The following is a 17,638-nucleotide window of genomic DNA, read 5'->3' on the forward strand; positions in this document are numbered from 1 at the left end:
GGGATCGTGGTCGGGTCAGATTCCCAGCAGGCGGGCGCGGGCTTGTTGGTGTTCTTCGTGGGTGATTTTGCCTGCGCGGTACAGGTGTTCCAGTTCGTCCAGGCGTCGTTCTGTGCTGGGTGCGGGATCGAATGTCGCGCTGTTGGCTATGCGGGCCTGCCATTGCAGGTCCGCGGTGAGGGGATCGATCCCGAGTTCGCGTGCCGCTCGATAGCGGCGGACCGCCGTGTAGATGCCGAAGCTGACGATCGCGACCATGACCAGCACGACCACGGCCAAAAAGATCTGACCGCCGACCGGAATGCCGGGCGACGGATCGCTCACGTGCGGAAGCCCCGTGTCACCGACTCCCTGACCCTCGAGCGTGCAGCCGAGCTTCTCCGCGAGCGCCTGCTGCACCTCGGGTGGGGGTGGAGGCTCACCGGCAGGCTGTTCAAAGTTGCAGATAGGAGCGGTCACCCTGCGCAGCATACTTTCAGCAATCTCATGGAGTTAGCGGGGCCCGCGGATCGCCGGAACGAGATTCGGGAAAGTCGTGGACGCAAAGCGAGATGAGCTCGCGGCCGTTCGGGTGCACGGCATCTCATCGGTGGCTTCGATCGACGCTATGAATCTCGAATTATTGTCTGCTAGAGCGATTTTCATTCCAGTGCGGTCCCGACTCGGGCGGCGACCACTCCCTATTCGAATGTGATGCGTCCCACTGTCGCCTTTCGTGACCGGTAAGCGGCATGCCAATCTGGCGATAGTTGCCGACTGTTTGCTGATGGGTTGATGGGAGAAAGCTTTGGGGAGGGCACAATACACCGCGGCGTCCTGCGTCGCGGTGGTGAGCGCTGCGGTGCTGGTCGGCGCTTTCACCGATGCTCTCACCGAGATCTACGGTGGCCGCAAACTCGCGACAGGCTGGCCCAGCTACAAAGCCACAATCAATGGCAGCACCGCCCAGGTGGTCTTCAAATACAACGACCTGGAGGAGGTATGAAATTCGTGCGGTCATCGTGTACACGCTGGTGAGTCTGCCGCTGACCGTCAGCGTGATTCGCGGTGAACATTTCGATCTGCGCTGGACCAGCATTCTCGGCTGGCTCATGACGGTCCTGACCATCACCTGCTGGAGCTGGATCATCGTCACGGCAGTCCGGGACCGTCTCAGGAGCAGGCATCGATGAGCACAACGGGCGAGAAAGCCACTGATAATCCGTCTGAAGAATCGGAATCCGCGACGAGTTCCCGGTACCTCGTCGTGGCGCTCATCGCCGCCGTGATCGCGGTGTTCGCGATCGTCGCCGCCCGGCACGGATCCGATAGTTCGGCACAGTCCACGGACGAGGCAGCCGTGACATACGCGGTTCAGACCGTCGTGACCGCCGCCAACACCGGCGACAAGAAGACACTCGCCGACCGTACTTGTGGCGATGTCGGGTTACGAATGACAGCGGGGGACCGCCAGGTTGTCGTCGCCGGTCGTAAGGCCGCCGATCCGGACGCTTCCGTTCCGGTGATCACGGTCCGGGATTTCCACTACACGACCATCACCGGCGACGTCGCCACCACGTACGGACGGGTCCTGGGCAAACTGGGCGCCGCAGCGGGCGCTGAGAAGATCGCCTACTTCGCCCTCGCCCGCACCGGCGATACCTGGAAGCTCTGCACCGCTGAAATCCGCTAGGAATCGAGGTGGGCGCGGTCGGCGGCGGCGCGGCCCGCGTGCCAGCCCTCGGCGTCGGGGACGGAGATGCGGGAGGTTTTCACGCTGGGGAAGTAGGTGTCGACGGCGGTGTCGACCCGGAGTTGGTGTGAGGCCAGGACCGGTAGCAGTCGTTCCGGCTCGGGCGCTTTCGCGATCGTCTCGGCATTGGCGCGGGTGAGTCGCTCTCCGATGCGGGTGGCGTAGGCGATGAGGAAGGACTTGCGGAACGGGCGGGTGCGGGCCGAGTCGCGGGCGTCGCCGGTGGCGATCATGGCGCGGGTCGCCTGCACCAGCAGAGAAGTGGTGAGCAGCTCGGCGGCGTCGAGGTCGGCTTCGTCGCCGACGAGGGAGACGAAACCCCATTCGGCGGAGAAGATCGCGCGGCAGCGGTTGGCGTTCGCGACGGCGTCGACCAGCAGGGCCTTCGCGTCGACGTACGGCGTATCCAGCCAAAGTCGGCGCGCGGCAGGCAGATCCGGTGCGGCCGCGTCGGCCTCGAGCAGGACGCGATCGATCGCGTACTTGGTCATCAGCTCCTGCGCTTTGGCCGACAGCACCTCGGCTTCCTCCGGGAACGAGGTGGATTCGGCCTTCGCGAGCAGTCCGCGAATCCGGCCCAGCGCCTTCTCGTCGACAGCATGGTGTGCGGTGCGCGCGGGTCGCGCCGTGCCCGGCAGCGGCCGGATGAGTTCCATTCGCGGCAGCTGGAACAGCAGTGCCAGCGCCTCGATCACCGCGCTCACCGCCTCCTCGGCGATCAACAGCTGCTTGCCCGCCCACTGCGCGAGATGCGGATTCGCCTGCGCCCACCAGATTTTCGCGCCCAACTCGTCGAGCTGGGCCCGCCACGTCTCGTCCACGGTGTCCGCAGCGAACTGTCCCATGTACGCGGCCATCAGATCGATCAGATACGCGACCGCGAACTCACCGACCCGACGTCGCGCGGCCTGATGAATATCGGCGGGCAGCCAGCCGCTCTCGAACGCCGTCGTAATCGCCTGCCGCCCGGCCAGATACGCGCCACTCTCCAACGCCGGAGTGAAGCCGTCCCCGGCCAGTGCCGCAGCGAATCGCCGCACCGCCCGCGCATCACCCTTGGCTGCCTCCAACGCGCCCGTCAGAATCGCGTACCCGATCTGTTCGGGATTCGCGTCCCCCTCACCCAGCGCGGCGCGCACGGAGTCGAACCCGCCGCCCGAGTCGCGCTCCTGCCGCGCCCGCTGCGCGGCCGCCCGATGCCGCCGGTTCTTCCCCATCTCACCTCCACCGATACCCGAAGCCTTGAACGATAGAGGAGCATCGGAAACCGTCGAGGTCACACCCGGCGGTCGCGCGATCCGGCATCATCGATCGGTCCGCGGCACCGCAAGCCCGTCGCACCTCCCGAATCGCGTTGACTGCGCGTCTACGGTGGAGCAATGGCAACGGTCAGGCAGATTCAGGTCACCTTCGACTGCGCGAACCCCGAACGCGTCGCCCGATTCTGGTGCGAGGTGCTCGGCTACGTCATCCCACCGCCACCGCCCGGCTTCGCCGACTGGAACGAATTCGACAACTCGCTCCCGCCCGAGCGTCAGGGCTCGGCCTTCGCGTGCATCGACCCCACCGGCGTGGGCCCGCGCCTGTTCTTCCAGCGCGTCCCCGAAGGCAAGGTCGTGAAGAACCGCGTCCACCTCGACGTCCGTGTCGGCACCGGCCTCGTCGGCGCCGAGCGGGTAGCCGCCCTCGAAGCCGAATGCGCACGGCTGCTGGCCCTCGGCGCGACTCGCGTCCAGTTGCTGACCGCCGACGGTTTCAACGAGTCCTGCCTCGTCATGCAGGACGTCGAGGGCAACGAATTCTGCCTCGACTGAGCTCGGGTGTGAGCGCGGCGATCTCACCTAAGCTGATGGGTGATTTGTCTGATTTCGACGTGAGGAGGACAGCGTGATCGCTGCGGTGGTGATCGATCTCGACGGGACCTTGATCGAATCGACCGGGCTGTGGCACGCGGCGCTGCGCGCTTGCCCGCCGACCGTGACCGGTGAGATCGCGATCCGTGACCGGTGTACCGATTACCTCGTCGAGCGGGCGGGGACGCTGCGTCCCGTGCCGGGCGCCGAGGCGTTGGTCCGCGTGATCGCCGGATACGTTCCGGTGGTCGTCGCCACCACCGCCCCGGCCAGGTACGCGGCCGCGTTGACCGACCACCTGCCCGCGCTGTTCGACGCGGTGTCCAGCATCGTCGTCGGCGACCCGGCCGACGGGCGGACGCCCGCCGAACTGCTGGAAACCGCTGTGGAGTCACTCGGCATGGCGCCGCACGAGGTTGTCGCGCTGCTCAACTCCAGCTCCGGACTGCTCGCCGCCGACGCCCTGGGAATGCGAGCCATGGCGCTCGCCGACCCGCACCACCCGCTCTCGCCCGAGGTGGCGTCGGCGGGCATCCCGATCAGCCCCGGGCCGCACCATGCCGCGGTATCGCTGCTGCGCCTGTTCCGGACCGAAGGCTCGATCCCGTTGCGCTGGAAGCTCATTCGACAACTGCTGCCCGTGTAGCCCCTGGGATCGGCACAACTCCCGCTTCGCCTCCCGGCCGGGGCGCGGCCGTGGATCGAGTCCTCAGTTGTAGGACTTCGCGACCCCGTCGAGGAGGCGCTCGAGGGTGTCGTAGTCGGGCGGGGTGACCTGGTTGACGAGGTTCACATCCACCGGGACCTGGTGTGCCGAGGTGACATTCGTGAACAGGCTCACGTCGGTGGGGCGGAAGCCGTGTTCGGCGGCCAGGCGCTGCAGGTCCGGGTCGGTGGTGAGCAGCTTGCCGATCTGGTCGCCCTTGTCGTTCAACGGCACCACCGTGTGCTGGGACATGACGGTCGGCTGCGGGTACATCAGAACCATGTCGGGCTTGAGCTGGTTGTGGACGGCCGCGTCCACGTACTGGGCCTCGTAGATCCAGGCCATCGGGACCGTGCCCATGCCGTTGGACAGGTAGTCCTTGAACGGACCGTCACTGCTGGACTCGGTGAAGCCCTGCCGGGTGAACAGGCGCGAAACCCGCGACACCGCATAGTCTTCGGCCTTCTCACCGCGCACGATGGTGTTGTCATTGGCGACGTAGGCCGTCACCGCCAGGTACATGGCCGCCGAGTTGGAGGTGCGCGGGTCGGTCGTGGACACCAGCACGTTCTTGGGCACCTGGTAGGTGGAATTGCCCTCGAGTTGATTCCACTGGACCCCCTTCTCGGCCAGCGAAAGATACTTCCCGACATCGAGGGTGGTCGTCGCGCCCGGCTGCACGATCCCGGCCTGGGTCAGCAGATCCGCGATCGGCTTGAACGTGGCGACAGCCATGGGGGAGGAGAACGGCACGTACTTCCCGCTCACCCCCGCCTGCCGCTGAATCCGTTCCGCGGCAGCCGAACTCGACGGGAACGCGAAGTCGTACTTCTTCAGATCCACCGAGGTGGCGATCTGCCGCGACCCGGCGGGCTCCACCTCCACCTTGAACCCGTGCTCGGCCAGCGCGTCGGCCACCTTCGGATCGTCGAAGAACGCCGACTTCTCCGAGCCGACCACGCCGCGCACCGTCGTCAACGCGGGCGCGGCCGCCGTGCCCGACGGCGAATCCGACGGCCACACCGCCACGGTCACCGCCACCGCGAGCACCCCGGCCACCCCGGCCGCCGCCACCCCCAGCGTCCGCTTGTTCTCCACCAGCCGCGCGGGCACGAACCGGCCGGCCACGGCCGCGAAGACGCTCGTGGTGTCCGCCGACCGCACATCGGGCGAATCATTCTCGCCGCCTTCGCCATTCGGCCGCGGCTGGTCGACAACAGTCGACTTCGCCAACTCGACCGTCGTCGCGCTCTGCTTGGCCCGCGTCGGATCCAACTCCCGCCGCGCAATCCGCTCGACGAGAATCGGTACGAACTCCCGCACCGAATGCCCCTCGAACCGCTTGCGCACCGCCCCCACCACGGCCTCCACCCGCTCCGCCGGGTGCGCCTCGCCATAGTCGTCGACCAGGCGATTCGTCACCTCGCGTAGCGCCTTCTCCTCCCGGGCAGCCTTCTCTCCGGGGGCAGCGTTCACCGCCACAGCATCTCCCTCGACCTCACACCGAATTCCGTTGCGCAGCAGCAGAATGCGAAACGCCACGCCGCCGAGACCCTATGCCCCGAGAGTGCCCGCCCATGATCGCCAACGCAAACGTCAAGTGCGCCTTCGGCGAATTCCTGGTGACGTCTGGCTCAGAACTCGAGTTCGGCCCAGGGGATGTGAATCGGGAACGGGTGGTCGGCGTCGATCCCGGTCGTCGAGCCCTGTTCCCATTCGCCGGCGAGGATGTAGTTGGAGGGGTGCAGAGGTGCCACGCCGGGCGGCAGTTGGCCGTGGCCGAACTCCAGAACATAGGCGCGGACACTTGCGATGCGGCGTGGATTCCGTCCGAGGGACACTTCCCAGTACCAGGGAATGCCTGCCCCCGCGTACCGTGCTTTCTTCGCCTCGATAATGCGTTCGGTATTCGAAGGGGACAGCACTTCGCCGGCGATGAGAACGTCAGCGGCGCGGATGTCCTGGTACTCCTGCTCGAGACAGCGATAGACGAGGAAATCCGGGTTGACGAAGTCGGCCTTTGTGGAAGCGCTGAAGAAGACACTGCATTCGATCGAAGCCCGCCAGCAGCGGTCGGTCTGCGCGGACATATCCTCGCGGGCGCATCGGCGCAGAGCTGCGCAGAATTGCATCGAATAGTCCTGATGTTCGGCCGGTCCGCGGCGCAACCATACGACCCGGCCTTCCCACAGCTCGATCTCTCCCGCGATTTCGTCCGGCAACTGCTCGAACTCCTCCCAGGTCATGAACTCTGGAAGATTCGCAGGACGGTCGACATCCGAGGTCGGCATGCCTGTCATGTTACCGAGACCACCGGTTGATTCCGCTCCCGCGCAACTGCCTGTCATCGGTTGTCCCCCGTCTGTGTATTCGGCTCGGGGGATATTCGAATCCGGCAGGGCACCGGATTGCTGTGGGTCAGGCTTTACCTGGGAATGCCACCGTTGCGGGATTCGTCCCGAGTATCGATTGCCAAGTGGCAAGGCGGACAGCGCATTCGGTGAGGGCATCGATGCCGGTGCGGCGGAGGTCGGGGGTGTCTGCGCGTTCGACGACCGAGCGCCAGGCGGCGGCGGTGTCGGATTCGACGGTCACCGCGAGCTTGGCGGCGGGGATCGGGTCGTTCACCTGGATGGGGGAGGTGTAGGCGGCGGCGGGCTCGGGAACCGTTGCGCCGGAAGCCTTCAGGGCGTCGATGGTGGCGTCGCGGCGGGCGCGGTGGGAGGCGGTGTACTCGGCGACGAGTTTGTCGCGGTCGTGGTTGGCGTAGGCGGCGATGACGCCGTAGGCGTAGACAGCGGCGTATTCGGCGCTCAACGCATCGATGAGTGCCTGCTGGTCGGTCGTGGTCATGCCAGGAGAACCCCCGCGTGGGTAGCGCAGGACGCGCTGATGGAAGAGAGGAGACCGGCTCGGTAGCCGGAGAGCTGAGCCGACAGGTCGGCGGCCGAGCGTTGGGACTGCTGAAGTTGGGTGCGCAGGGTGGCCACCGGGGGCGGGGGTACCGGCGCGGTCGGGGTGACCGGCGGGGTGCGGCGGCTGGGGGTGGTGCCGTCGCCGTAAACGCCTATGGCGCGGTCGATTTCGGTGCGCAGGGCATCGGCGTGCGCGGTGCGCTGGGTGGCGATGGTCTGCAGCGCGCCCGACTTGTCGGGGCTCGTCGCGATCGCGGCGGTCGCCGCGGCCGCGTCCGTGCGCGCCGAAGTCTCCAGCGCGATCAGCGGATCCGGAGCCGCGGGCTTGTCGTCCTTCGCACAGGCCGCGAGCGCGCCCACGGCAGCTACCGCCAGCGCGCCACCGCCGGCCAGCCGGAGCGCGGAGCGACGGTTCACGGCGGAGGCGGGAGGCGGGGTCGATCCGGGTGGGTCCTGGATCATGACATCGACGACACCGGCCGGTAGGCCGCTCTGACTGCTGGGCACGGCCTACATGGTGCCAGCCGTCGCCGATAGCTTGCTGCGTGAGGCCCCTCGGATAGGCGAAACCTCCGCCTTCGCTCCGGCCGTGCGCAGGGCAAATGATGGCTACGCCGCTGTGCTGATTAGGCTGTGATCTGGTACGACGGGAAACCGTCACGGGCGCGTCGCAGGTGGACACGCCGTCTGCACGACAGCGCCGACCATGCCGAACTCGAGCCAGTCGGCTGGTCCTTTACACTCTTTCAGCGCGTTACGCTAGACCTTCGGCACGGTATTTCGCCGAACCCCGACAACTCAACCCGTGACAACTGAACCAGGAGCCGCCCCACATGCCGATGCCGACCGAGGAAAGGGTGAGCCAGCTAGTAGCTGAGCTCGTCGAACGCCGAGGATTGGACCTCGAAGGCGTCGCGATTTCGGCTGCCGGTTCAGCGCAGGCCAAGGTCAAGGTCATCGTCGACAGCGACGGTTCCCCCGACCTGGACGCCGTCGCCGAGTTGAGCAACGAGATCTCGCAGGCCCTCGACGACGCCGGCGATTTCGGCGAGACCGCCTACCTGCTCGAGATCACCACCCCCGGCATCGACCGGCCCCTCACGCACCTGCGCCACTGGCAGCGCGCCCAGGGCCGCAAGGTGAAGATCGTGATGGCCCCCGGCGCCGAATCACCGGAGGGCAAATCCACGTTCGAGGCCCGGGTGGGCGTCGCCACCGACAGCGACATCGCCCTGGTCCTCGGCGGCAAGCGGAAGCCACACCGGGTGACGGTGCCGCTCGCCGATATCCAATCCGCCGTCGTGCAGGTGGAATTCAATCCACCCGGCGCGGCCGAACTGGAACTCGCAGGGGGAGTAGCACCGGGCCGTCCCCAGCCCGGCGCGCAGGAGGTATCCGAAGAATCCGACACCGCAGCAGCGTCCTTGACCGAAGGGATCGTGGAATGAACATCGAAATCGAAGCCCTGCGCGCGATAGTCGCCGACAAGGGGATCTCGATGGAGACCGTGATCTCCGCGATCGAGTCGGCGCTCCTCACCGCCTACCGGCACACCGAGGGCCACCAGCCCAACGCCCGCATCGACATCAACCAGAAAACCGGTGTCGTGCGCGTGATGGCCCGCGAAGTCGACGCCGACGGCAATGTCATCTCCGAATGGGACGACACCCCCGAGGGTTTCGGCCGCATCGCCGCCACCACCGCCCGCCAGGTCGTGCTGCAGCGGCTGCGTGACGCCGAGAACGAGAAGTCCTTCGGCGAGTTCTCCACGCACGAGGGCGATATCGTCGGCGGCGTCGTGCAGCGCGACGCCCGCATGAACGCCCGCGGCACCATCGTGGTCCGCATCGGTTCGGAAGCCAATGGGGCCGAGGGCGTCATCCCGCCCGCCGAGCAGGTGCCGGGCGAGACCTACGAGCACGGCGACCGCATCAAGTGCTACGTGGTCGGCGTCTCCCGCGGCCCGCGCGGCCCGCAGATCACTCTCTCGCGCACCCACCCGAATCTGGTGCGTCGCCTGTTCGCCCTCGAGGTCCCCGAGATCGCCGACGGCTCGGTGGAGATCGTGGCCGTGGCCCGCGAGGCCGGGCACCGCTCCAAGATCGCCGTGCGCTCCACCGTGCCCGGCGTCAACGCCAAGGGCGCGTGCATCGGCCCGATGGGCCAGCGCGTGCGCAACGTGATGAGCGAGCTGGCCGGCGAGAAGATCGACATCATCGACTACGCCGAGGATCCGGCCACCTTCGTCGGGAATGCGCTGTCCCCCTCGAAGGTTGTCTCCGTCACCATCGTCGACCCCGAGGCGCGTGCCGCACGGGTGGTGGTTCCGGACTTCCAGCTCTCCCTGGCCATCGGCAAGGAGGGGCAGAACGCCCGGCTGGCGGCCCGTCTCACCGGCTGGCGGATCGACATCCGCTCCGACGCCGCCCCCGACAACCAGGGCGGAGTCCGTCCGGCGGCGGCCGCGGGCGGCGGAGAGGCCCACCGGGGTTGATCTTGCCGGATCCATCCGGCCCGGTCCGTCCCGAGATTTGTGAAACAGACCCCGGGGATGACAGGTTGGTAACTTCCAAGGGGTACGGATGCGGAGATCGGGACGTGACAGCGGTAGAGTGGACGAAGGCTCAGCGCGAGTCATCGACTTCTCTGCGCGCCGAGCGGGTGTCAGCAAGATCAACACCCGTCCGGACCTGCATCGGATGTCGTAGACGCGAGCTGGCTGCCGATCTGATGCGGGTCGTGGCGCAACCAACTGCCGAGAGTGGGCAGACGGTTGTGGTCGTTCCGGATCCGCGGCGCAGACTTCCCGGACGGGGTGCGTGGATGCACCCCACTTCGGCTTGTCTGAGTCAAGCAGTTCGGCGTCGAGCAATCGGCAGAGCACTACGAGTGTCCGGACATCTGGATATCTCAGCCCTGGAGCATTACGTAGAGAACAGGCACGAGAACTCATGAGCACACCGTGAAGTCCCAGAAATGATCGGCCTTCGAAATTAGTCGAGGTCGTGCGCGCGTCCCGTCGTGAAACGGGCTGCCGCGCTCGACCTCTGAGTGAGGAGAGCAGTGGCAGGCAAGGCCCGCGTGCACGAGTTGGCTAAAGAACTCGGTGTCACGAGCAAAGAACTACTCGCGCGGCTCAAGGAGCAGGGCGAGTTCGTGAAGTCGGCGAGCTCGACGGTGGAAGCACCCGTCGCGCGTCGCCTGCGGGAGTCGCTCGCACCCAAGAGCGCCCCGTCGGGGAACGCCAAGCCGGCGTCCCCCAAGCCCAACGGTGACAGTGCCCCGCGTCCGGCCGCCAAGCCGGCCACCCCGGGCGCCGGTCCCCGTCCCGGCCCGCGGCCGACCCCGGCCCCGGCCCCCGCGCCGGCGGCTCCCGCCCCGGCCCCGCAGGTGGCTCCGGCCGCCCGCGCCGAGACCCCCGCGGCTCCGGCGTCCCGTCCGGCTCCGGCTCCGGGACCCAAGCCCGCCGCTCGCGAAAACGTCGCTCCCGCAGCGGCTTCCGCGTCGGCCACCCCCGCCGCCCCGGCCCCGTCGGCCCCGCGCACGGATGCTCCGCGTCCGGGTGCTCCGGCCCCGCGTCCGGCGCAGCAGCAGGGCGGCAGTGCCCCGGCTCAGCCGGGTTCCCCGCGTCCCGCCGGGCCCAAGCCGGGTCCGAAGGCGCCGCGGGTCGGCAACAACCCGTTCTCCTCGGCTCCCGAGCGTCCGGCGCCGCGTCCGGCTCCCCGTCCGGGGCAGCAGCAGGACCGCGGTCCGCGTCCGGGCGGCCAGCAGGGTGGACCCCGTCCGGGTCCGGCCCAGGGTGGCCCGCGTCCCGGCCCGCAGGGCGGTCCCCGTCCGGGCCAGGGTGGCCCGCGTCCGGGTCCCGGCCAGGGCGGTCCGCGTCCGGCTCCGGGTCAGGGCGGTCCGCGTCCGGCCGCGGCCGGTCAGGGCGGTCCCCGTCCCGGCGGTCCGCGTCCCAGCCCCGGTTCGATGCCGCCTCGGCCGAACCCGGGTGCTATGCCCGCTCGGGCCCAGCGTCCGGCCGGTGGTCCCGGCGGCGCGGGTCGTCCGGCGCGTCCGGGTGGCCCGGGCGCCGGTGGCGGTCGTCCCGGCGGCGGTGGCGGTGGCTACCGCGGTGGCGGCGCTCCGGGTGCCGGTCAGGGTGCGGGTGCCGGTGCCGGCGGTAACACCGGTGGTCCCGGTGGCTTCCGCGGTCGTCCCGGCGGCGGTGGCGGCGGTGGCCGTCCCGGTTCCGGTGGTGGTCGCGGCGGTGCCGCGGGTGCCTTCGGTCGTCCCGGTGGCGCGCCCCGCAAGGGTCGCAAGTCGAAGCGGGCGAAGCGCGCCGAGTACGAGAACCAGCAGGCGCCCATCGCCGGTGGCGTGCGGCTGCCGCGCGGCAACGGTGAGATCGTGCGTCTCGCCCGTGGCGCGTCGCTGTCCGACTTCGCCGAGAAGATCGGCGCCAACCCGGCCTCGCTGGTGCAGGCGCTGTTCAACCTCGGTGAGATGGTCACCGCTACCCAGTCGGTGAACGAGGAGACCCTCGAGCTGCTGGGTTCGGAGATGAACTACGTCGTGCACGTGGTCTCCCCGGAGGACGAGGACCGCGAGCTGCTGGCCAACTTCGACCTCACCTACGGCGAGGACGAGGGCGGCGAGGAAGACCTGCAGGTCCGCCCGCCGGTCGTGACCGTCATGGGTCACGTCGACCACGGTAAGACCCGACTGCTGGACACCATCCGTAAGGCCAACGTCCGTGAGGGCGAGGCCGGCGGTATCACCCAGCACATCGGCGCCTACCAGGTCGAGGCCGAGGTCAACGGCGAGCACCGCCTCATCACCTTCATCGACACCCCCGGTCACGAGGCGTTCACCGCCATGCGTGCCCGTGGTGCGAAGGCCACCGACATCGCGATCCTCGTGGTCGCGGCCGACGACGGCGTCATGCCGCAGACGGTGGAGGCCATCAACCACGCGCAGGCCGCGGACGTGCCGATCGTGGTGGCGGTCAACAAGATCGATAAGGAAGGCGCGAACCCGCAGAAGATTCGCCAGCAGCTGACCGAATACGGTCTGGTCGCCGAGGAATACGGTGGCGAGACCATGTTCGTGGACATCTCGGCGAAGCAGGGCACCAACATCGAGTCGCTGCTCGAGGCTGTCGTCCTGACCGCGGACGCGGCTCTGGACCTGCGGGCCAACCCGGACATGGACGCGCAGGGTGTGGCCATCGAGGCCCACCTCGACCGCGGCCGCGGCCCGGTGGCGACCGTGCTCATCCAGCGCGGCACCCTGCGGGTCGGCGACTCGATCGTGGCGGGCGACGCCTACGGTCGCGTGCGCCGCATGGTCGACGAGCACGGCGACGACGTTGAGGCGGCCCTGCCGTCGCGGCCCGTCCAGGTCATCGGTTTCACCTCGGTGCCGGGTGCAGGCGACAACCTGCTCGTGGTCGAGGAAGACCGCATCGCGCGTCAGATCGCCGACCGCCGCAACGCTCGCAAGCGCAACGCCCTGGCCGCGCGCAGCCGCAAGCGGATCTCCCTGGAAGATCTGGATGCCGCTCTGAAGGAGACCTCGGAGCTGAACCTGATCCTCAAGGGCGACAACTCCGGTACCGTCGAGGCCCTCGAAGAGGCGCTGCTCGGTATCGATGTCGGCGACGAGGTGCGTCTGCGCGTCATCGACCGCGGTGTCGGTGGCGTCACCGAGACCAACGTCAACCTGGCGTCGGCGTCGAACGCGATCATCATCGGCTTCAACGTCCGTGCCGAGGGCAAGGCGACCGAGCTGGCGAACCGCGAAGGCGTGGACATCCGCTACTACTCGGTCATCTACCAGGCGATCGACGAGATCGAGAAGGCCCTCAAGGGTCTGCTCAAGCCGATCTACGAGGAGCACGAGCTGGGCCGGGCGGAGATCCGCCAGATCTTCCGTTCCTCCAAGTTCGGCAACATCGCCGGTTGCTGGGTGCTCTCGGGCTCGGTCAAGCGCAACGCCAAGGCGCGCCTGATCCGCGACAACGTGGTGGTCGCCGAGACCACCATCCAGTCGCTGCGCCGCGAGAAGGACGACGTCACCGAGGTTCGCGAAGGCTACGAGTGCGGTATGACCGTGGGCTTCAACGACATCAAGGACGGCGACATCATCGAGGCCTACGAGCTGCGGGAGAAGCCGCGCGACTAGGAAGCAGTACACGACTCCGCCGGGCTCTCACGGGTCCGGCGGGGTTGTGCCCCTTCCCTTTCCGGGTAACCGTGCGCGCATTTCCCCGGGGCGCGTTCATATGACTGAAAAGATGTTCTTCGGAGCGCTCGAATTCGATATCTTGCTCGGTGATGTGCATTCACTGAAGGAGAAGCGCTCTGTCATCCGCCCGATCATCGCGGACCTGAAGAGGTTCGATGTGAGCGTGACCGAGGGCGGAGATCATGACCGTTATCGACGGACCATGCTCGGTGTGGCAATGGTCAGCTACGGCATGAATCACCTGACCGAGGTGCTGGACAAATGTGAAAGGCACGTCGCCAACCGTCCGGAGTTAGAGTTGCTGGCAGTACGCCGCCGCATCTTCGGACCCGAAGACTAGCTAGGCGCGGGAAGTTTTTCCTCTCCCGCAAGCAACAGCTTGCGGGAGAGGCAGAAAATTCTCCGCCAGGAGAAGTGAGGAGGGCTCGTCATGGCTGATCAAGCCCGGGCACGCCGACTCGCAAAGCGCATCTCTTCGATCGTGGCCACCGCGATCGAATACGAGATCAAGGATCCGCGACTGCGGTTCGTCACCATCACCGACGCCAAGGTGACCGGTGACCTGCGCGAAGCGACGATTTACTACACCGTGATGGGTGAGACCATCAACGCCGAACCCGATTACGCGGAGGCCGCGGCCGGTCTTAAGAAGGCCGCCGGGATCCTGCGTTCCAAGGTCGGCGCGGGCACCGGGGTGAAGTTCACCCCGACGCTGGCCTTCCAGCTCGACACCGTGCCCACCGCGGCGCGCGAGATGGAAGAACTGCTGTCCAAGGCGCGTGCCAGCGATGCGCGCGTGGCCCAGGTGGCCGTCGGCGCGAGCTACGCCGGTGACGCCGACCCATACAAGTCGGACGAGGACGAAGACGACGAAGCCTGACCCGCGGTGACCCCCGTCGATGTCACCCCCGCCGTCGAGATCCTCGATGCCGCGAAATCGGTGACGATTCTCTGCCACGTCCAGCCCGACGCCGACACGATAGGCAGCGGGCTGGCACTGGCGCAGGTGTTGCGTCGACGCGGGGTCCCCGTCGTCGTCTCCTTCGCCGAGCCGGCCGAACTGCCGGTCTCCATGCGCTCGCTGCCCGCCACCGACCTGCTCGTGCGAGCCGATCAGGTGCCGCGCGAGGTCGACGTCCTGGTGTCGGTGGACTGCGGCGCGGCCGGTCGCCTCGGCTCGCTGCGTGACCGATTGGACAGTGCCGCAAAGACTTTGGTCATCGACCATCACCGCTCGAACACCCGCTTCGGGCAGGTCAACGTCGTCGACGAGGCCGCCGAATCCACGGCCGGAGTCATCGCCCGCATCCTGGACGCCTGGGGCGAACCCATCGACCGCGATATCGCGCACTGCCTGTTCGCCGGATTGGTCACCGACACCGGCTCTTTCAAGTGGACCCGCCCCGGCTCCCACACCCTCGCCGAACGCCTGCTCGCCACCGGCATCGACGGCGCGGCCATCACCCGCACCCTCATGGACACCCACCCCTTCGCGTGGCTGCCCATGCTCTCCAAGGTGCTCGGTTCCGCCCAGCTCGTCCCCGACGCCGCGCACGGCGCGGGCCTGGTCTACGCGGTGGTCCGTCGCGAGGACACGGAATCCGTGCGCTCGGAAGAGGTCGAGAGCATCATCGACCTCATCCGCACCACCGCCGAGGCCCAAGTCGCGGCTGTCTTCAAGGAGTCGCGCTCCGAGGCCGAGCACTGGACGGTCTCCCTGCGCTCCCACGCCAACCATGACGGCACCCCCGGCGTCGACGTGGCCTGCGTAGCCACCGCCCTCGGCGGCGGCGGACACCGTTACGCCGCAGGCTATTCCACTACCGGCACCACCACGGACCTCCTCACCAACCTCCTCCGCACCCTCGGCTCACCCTGATCGTCGAGTGGCACAGCCTGGCAACCAATGCGGACAAATCCCTCCGAGATGTGCCACTCGATAGGGTTCGGCCTGTCTGCTCGCTGCGCGCACGGCAGCGGAGACCGGTTGTGCCGCAGATCGGGTCACTGTCGAGGCCGTGCGGAGTTGGGGCGGGGGATCGGTGCGGCGGCCGCCCGTCGAGGACGTCGGCGGGACGGCAATGCCGCGGCCGGTTGACCGCGCGGGGTCAGTCGGGCAGGCCGTAGACCCTGACGCCCTTGGGGGCCTCGACTCGGTAGCCGAGGGTGATGGTGGTTTCGGCCTGCGGGGCGAGTTGTTGTTTCCAGGTGAGGATTCCGAGGTCGTCGCGATCGGCGGGTTGGGGTTTCAGGACTGTCTCCTTGACCGTGACGGTGGTGTCGCGGGCGACCGGGAGGCGGTCCAGGACGGTGACGGTGGTGGGGCGGGCGCCGTGGTTGGTGACGGTGATGGTGTATTCCATTTCGACGCGGCGGGCCGAGCCGAGGGTGGCCTTGGAGGCGTTGCGGCGCACCAGTTCTCGCTCGACGCGGATGCGGTCGTCCACGCCGAGGGCGAGTTCGCGTTCTTCGCCCGGTGCCCAGATGCCGAGATCGGTGGCCCCGACGTATTCGCTGTCGTTGAAAAGGGACGCGCGGCCCTTGGGCAGGGTGTGCTCGGAGGTGTTGCGGGCGGTGGCGCGCAGGATCGCCTCGGGGGAGCGCAGTGGCGCGGTCACGTGATCGAGGTCGGCTTCGAGATCGAGCGCGGTGATCAGGGTGCGATGGTCGGAGCCGTCGGAGGTGATGGCGACCGCGCGTTGCGGAGAGTAGGTCGCGGCGGTGGCGCCGTGCTCGACGGTGGACTCGGCTTCGAGCCACGGAGGCGGCGGCGGGGGAGCGGGCGGAAGCGCGCCGGCGGGTGCGGCTGCGGCCAACGGCATTTCGGCGTCCGCCGCTCGTCTCGGGCCGCTCGCGCGCATCCGGCGTTTCGGCTCGGGTGCGGTGGTGCTGAGATACCAGGGGTCCAGTTCGGGCACGTCCAGGGCGACGGCCGGACGGGCGGTCGACAACTCGAGGCGGCATTCCGGCCAATCCTCGCCTGTCTGCTGGCTGACCAGGCCGAACCAGCGCAGGTTCAAGCCCTCGTCGTCGATCCGCAGGTCGTAGGTACTCGACCATTTCGCGCCGGTGACCACATACGACAGTTCCAGTTCAGCGGTCGCCGTGTGGGCGGCGTCAACGGTGATGATCGCGGCCCGGATGTCGGGGCGGTTCTTGCGGCCCAGGTCCGCCAGACGCCGTTCGAGCGCGTTCTTCTCGCGAATCTTGTCCTGCCGCAGGCGGGCTCGGTCGCGGCGTCCGGCGTGGACGGCGGCGTACTGGGCCTCGAGATTGTCGCCGAAGGCCACGACCCGCTCGTCCGAGGCTTTGGCCAGCTGCCCGGCGGACTTCTGCACCAGGCGCTGCAGGAATTCGATACGAGCATCCGCGGCCTGGTCCGCGTCGGCGAGCTCGGTCAGTGCGACGTCGGCTTCGTCTCTGAGTGCGGTGAGTTCGGCGACCTGCTCGTCGCTGGGTTCGGGCTGGCGTTCGGTGACGAGGTCGACGCCGAGCACCGTCGCCTCACCCCGACCGGCCACCCGGATCGAATCGCGCAGCAGTTCCAGCGGTAGGGGAGATACGCGAATGCGGTGTTCGCCCGCCTCCAATGTCGTTTTGCCGGACCGGGTGACCCGCGCCCGATCCGGATAGACCGTGACCGCCGCAATCGTTGTCTCGAGATCGACCATGCCGCCCAGCCTGCCCGACCGGCCTCGGAGAGTCGACGTGATTACGCGCGGCGCTCATCGTGTCGGGAGACCGCGCCGAGCCGACTGCCATGCTGTCCGACGGCAGAATAATGCAGACACGGACATATATTTGCCTAACTATGAATGGTGATCCGCGGCTGGCTACATAGAACGACGACAATGCGATTACAAGCCGACCAGGACGGCGGGTGTGGGAGTCCGCGGCGCGCAGGCAGCTATGCCACACCTCCTGACCGCGCGCCCGCCGCAGCCTGCTGACCAGCAGTCCGGCTCTGCGGTGGACGTATGGGGTGGCAGGCGGCGATCGTGCTCGAAACCTGTGCGGGCGCGGCGCGGTTGCGGGGTTGCCGGCGGCTGCGCTCGGGGCGGGTCCCGGTTTGCGGTCGACATATATTTGCCGCGCCGCCGATGCCGAGGTGGTGCTCGGCGGGGTCTGCCTGGTTGGCCTCTGGGTCGAAGGCGCAGGTGGTGAGGCATTTCGGGGTGGAGTGTGCGCGGCGGGCCGGGCGGCG

General features: G+C 68.0%; 19 protein-coding genes. 12 read left to right on the forward strand and 7 right to left on the reverse strand.

Translation table 11 applies throughout. The annotated features are described in order from the left end of the window. Window positions 1-15 precede the first annotated feature (15 nt). Window positions 16-459: a hypothetical protein gene (locus tag GPX89_RS05795; protein WP_157355477.1), complete on the reverse strand. Its 444-nt coding sequence runs from the start codon at window positions 457-459 to the stop codon at window positions 16-18. 328 nt (window positions 460-787) lie between these two features. On the opposite strand from GPX89_RS05795, the gene GPX89_RS05800 reads away from it, so the two are divergent. Genes GPX89_RS05800 through GPX89_RS05810 form a run of 3 tightly spaced genes read left to right on the forward strand, consistent with a single transcriptional unit; the run spans window position 788 to window position 1,672 of the window. Beyond that, the gene (locus tag GPX89_RS05800; RefSeq protein ID WP_157355479.1) at window positions 788-985 is read left to right on the forward strand and encodes a hypothetical protein; all 198 of its coding nucleotides are present in this window, start codon (window positions 788-790) and stop codon (window positions 983-985) included. A 16-nt stretch (window positions 986-1,001) separates the two neighbouring features. Beyond that, window positions 1,002-1,172, forward strand: coding sequence for a hypothetical protein (locus GPX89_RS05805; protein ID WP_157355481.1), 171 nt, complete (start codon window positions 1,002-1,004; stop codon window positions 1,170-1,172). Next, window positions 1,169-1,672, forward strand: a complete 504-nt coding sequence (locus GPX89_RS05810; RefSeq protein ID WP_157355483.1) for an Rv0361 family membrane protein — start codon at window positions 1,169-1,171, stop codon at window positions 1,670-1,672. Before GPX89_RS05805 ends, GPX89_RS05810 begins: the two co-directional genes overlap by 4 nt. On the opposite strand, the gene GPX89_RS05815 is transcribed toward GPX89_RS05810, so the two are convergent. Next, window positions 1,669-2,949, reverse strand: a complete 1,281-nt coding sequence (locus tag GPX89_RS05815) for a DUF2786 domain-containing protein (RefSeq protein WP_157355485.1) — start codon at window positions 2,947-2,949, stop codon at window positions 1,669-1,671. The genes GPX89_RS05810 and GPX89_RS05815 overlap by 4 nt on opposite strands. Window positions 2,950-3,111: 162 nt before the next feature. Here GPX89_RS05815 and GPX89_RS05820 point away from each other — a divergent pair, with 162 nt between their 5' ends. Both GPX89_RS05820 and GPX89_RS05825 read left to right on the forward strand, forming a co-directional pair. Beyond that, the gene (locus GPX89_RS05820; RefSeq protein ID WP_157355487.1) at window positions 3,112-3,546 is read left to right on the forward strand and encodes a VOC family protein; all 435 of its coding nucleotides are present in this window, start codon (window positions 3,112-3,114) and stop codon (window positions 3,544-3,546) included. 73 nt (window positions 3,547-3,619) lie between these two features. Beyond that, window positions 3,620-4,231 (forward strand): HAD family hydrolase, encoded by a 612-nt coding sequence (locus GPX89_RS05825; RefSeq protein ID WP_157355489.1) that lies wholly within the window; start codon window positions 3,620-3,622, stop codon window positions 4,229-4,231. Window positions 4,232-4,294: 63 nt separating this feature from the next. Here GPX89_RS05825 and GPX89_RS05830 read toward each other — a convergent pair whose 3' ends face one another. The 4 genes from GPX89_RS05830 to GPX89_RS05845 all read right to left on the reverse strand — a co-directional run bounded on the left by GPX89_RS05830 (window position 4,295) and on the right by GPX89_RS05845 (window position 7,713). Beyond that, window positions 4,295-5,833 carry a three-helix bundle dimerization domain-containing protein gene (locus GPX89_RS05830; RefSeq protein WP_328601540.1) on the reverse strand — a complete coding sequence of 513 codons (1,539 nt, stop codon included), beginning with the start codon at window positions 5,831-5,833 and terminating at the stop codon, window positions 4,295-4,297. 92 nt (window positions 5,834-5,925) lie between these two features. Continuing rightward, entirely contained in the window at window positions 5,926-6,582 is a 657-nt protein-coding gene (locus GPX89_RS05835; RefSeq protein ID WP_235946668.1) for a Uma2 family endonuclease, read from the reverse strand. A gap of 127 nt (window positions 6,583-6,709) precedes the next feature. Continuing rightward, window positions 6,710-7,144 carry a ferritin-like domain-containing protein gene (locus tag GPX89_RS05840; RefSeq protein ID WP_157355490.1) on the reverse strand — a complete coding sequence of 145 codons (435 nt, stop codon included), beginning with the start codon at window positions 7,142-7,144 and terminating at the stop codon, window positions 6,710-6,712. After that, a complete protein-coding gene (locus GPX89_RS05845; RefSeq protein ID WP_328601541.1) occupies window positions 7,141-7,713 on the reverse strand; it encodes a hypothetical protein in 573 nt (190 codons plus the stop codon). The genes GPX89_RS05840 and GPX89_RS05845 overlap by 4 nt, the downstream gene beginning before the upstream one ends. 326 nt (window positions 7,714-8,039) lie before the next feature. Between GPX89_RS05845 and rimP the strand changes: the two genes are divergently transcribed. The 7 genes from rimP to GPX89_RS05880 all read left to right on the forward strand — a co-directional run bounded on the left by rimP (window position 8,040) and on the right by GPX89_RS05880 (window position 15,313). Next, window positions 8,040-8,654 (forward strand): ribosome maturation factor RimP, encoded by a 615-nt coding sequence (rimP, locus tag GPX89_RS05850; protein WP_157355493.1) that lies wholly within the window; start codon window positions 8,040-8,042, stop codon window positions 8,652-8,654. Beyond that, window positions 8,651-9,700, forward strand: coding sequence for a transcription termination factor NusA (nusA, locus tag GPX89_RS05855; RefSeq protein WP_157355495.1), 1,050 nt, complete (start codon window positions 8,651-8,653; stop codon window positions 9,698-9,700). The genes rimP and nusA overlap by 4 nt, the downstream gene beginning before the upstream one ends. Window positions 9,701-9,936: 236 nt before the next feature. Further along, window positions 9,937-10,161 (forward strand): YlxR family protein, encoded by a 225-nt coding sequence (locus tag GPX89_RS05860; RefSeq protein WP_407939359.1) that lies wholly within the window; start codon window positions 9,937-9,939, stop codon window positions 10,159-10,161. A gap of 108 nt (window positions 10,162-10,269) precedes the next feature. Further along, window positions 10,270-13,371, forward strand: coding sequence for a translation initiation factor IF-2 (gene infB / locus GPX89_RS05865; protein ID WP_328601542.1), 3,102 nt, complete (start codon window positions 10,270-10,272; stop codon window positions 13,369-13,371). A 112-nt stretch (window positions 13,372-13,483) separates the two neighbouring features. Further along, the gene (locus tag GPX89_RS05870) at window positions 13,484-13,774 is read left to right on the forward strand and encodes a DUF503 domain-containing protein (RefSeq protein WP_033087658.1); all 291 of its coding nucleotides are present in this window, start codon (window positions 13,484-13,486) and stop codon (window positions 13,772-13,774) included. Window positions 13,775-13,864: 90 nt separating this feature from the next. Beyond that, complete coding sequence (gene rbfA, locus GPX89_RS05875) at window positions 13,865-14,314, forward strand: 30S ribosome-binding factor RbfA (RefSeq protein WP_157355499.1); 450 nt, start codon at window positions 13,865-13,867, stop codon at window positions 14,312-14,314. Between the two features lie 6 nt (window positions 14,315-14,320). Next, on the forward strand, window positions 14,321-15,313 hold the full coding sequence (locus GPX89_RS05880) for a DHH family phosphoesterase (RefSeq protein ID WP_328601543.1): 993 nt from the start codon (window positions 14,321-14,323) through the stop codon (window positions 15,311-15,313). Window positions 15,314-15,542: 229 nt separating this feature from the next. Here the strand turns inward: GPX89_RS05880 and GPX89_RS05885 are convergent, their stop codons facing one another. Further along, a complete protein-coding gene (locus tag GPX89_RS05885) occupies window positions 15,543-17,105 on the reverse strand; it encodes a DUF4139 domain-containing protein (RefSeq protein WP_157355500.1) in 1,563 nt (520 codons plus the stop codon). Between the last annotated feature and the right edge of the window lie 533 nt (window positions 17,106-17,638).

It is taken from the genome of Nocardia terrae (assembly GCF_009760405.1).
GTDB classification, from domain to species: Bacteria; Actinomycetota; Actinomycetes; order Mycobacteriales; family Mycobacteriaceae; genus Nocardia; species Nocardia terrae.